Source organism: Mesorhizobium sp. M7A.F.Ca.MR.148.00.0.0, from assembly GCF_003997735.1.
GTDB lineage: Bacteria > Pseudomonadota > Alphaproteobacteria > Rhizobiales > Rhizobiaceae > Mesorhizobium.
In genome coordinates this window covers 1-288 of sequence record NZ_RZTB01000532.1, presented here as the reverse complement: position 1 = coordinate 288, position 288 = coordinate 1, and the positions used below count along the sequence as shown (strand labels likewise).

Here is a 288-nt window from a genome sequence, read left to right as displayed (position 1 = left end):
GCCGGCTGCGTCGTCACATTCTCGGTGATGCCCTTGCAATGGACACATTGCATGCGCCGCGCCAGCGAGCCGCGGTGCTCGGTCTGGATCGAAGTGTGGTCGATGCCGGCTTCAAGCGCCACCTGCATGGCCTGGCCGATCAGACCCTCGGTGCCAGCGAGGTAGAGGCGCAAGCCCATATGCGCGTTGGCCAGTGTCTGCCTGAGCCGGGGCAGCAGGCTGGCAAAGGACGGCGCCAGATGGAGCTGCGCCGGCTTCAACGCTTCGAGCGCGACGGCATGTTTGCCG

General features: G+C 66.3%; 1 protein-coding gene. It reads right to left on the bottom strand.

Annotated features, from left to right (window positions below; genetic code table 11):
* The coding region (locus tag EOB49_RS35225) for a dimethylamine monooxygenase subunit DmmA family protein (RefSeq protein WP_281060645.1) at positions 1 to 288 on the bottom strand (288 nt) is incomplete at both ends.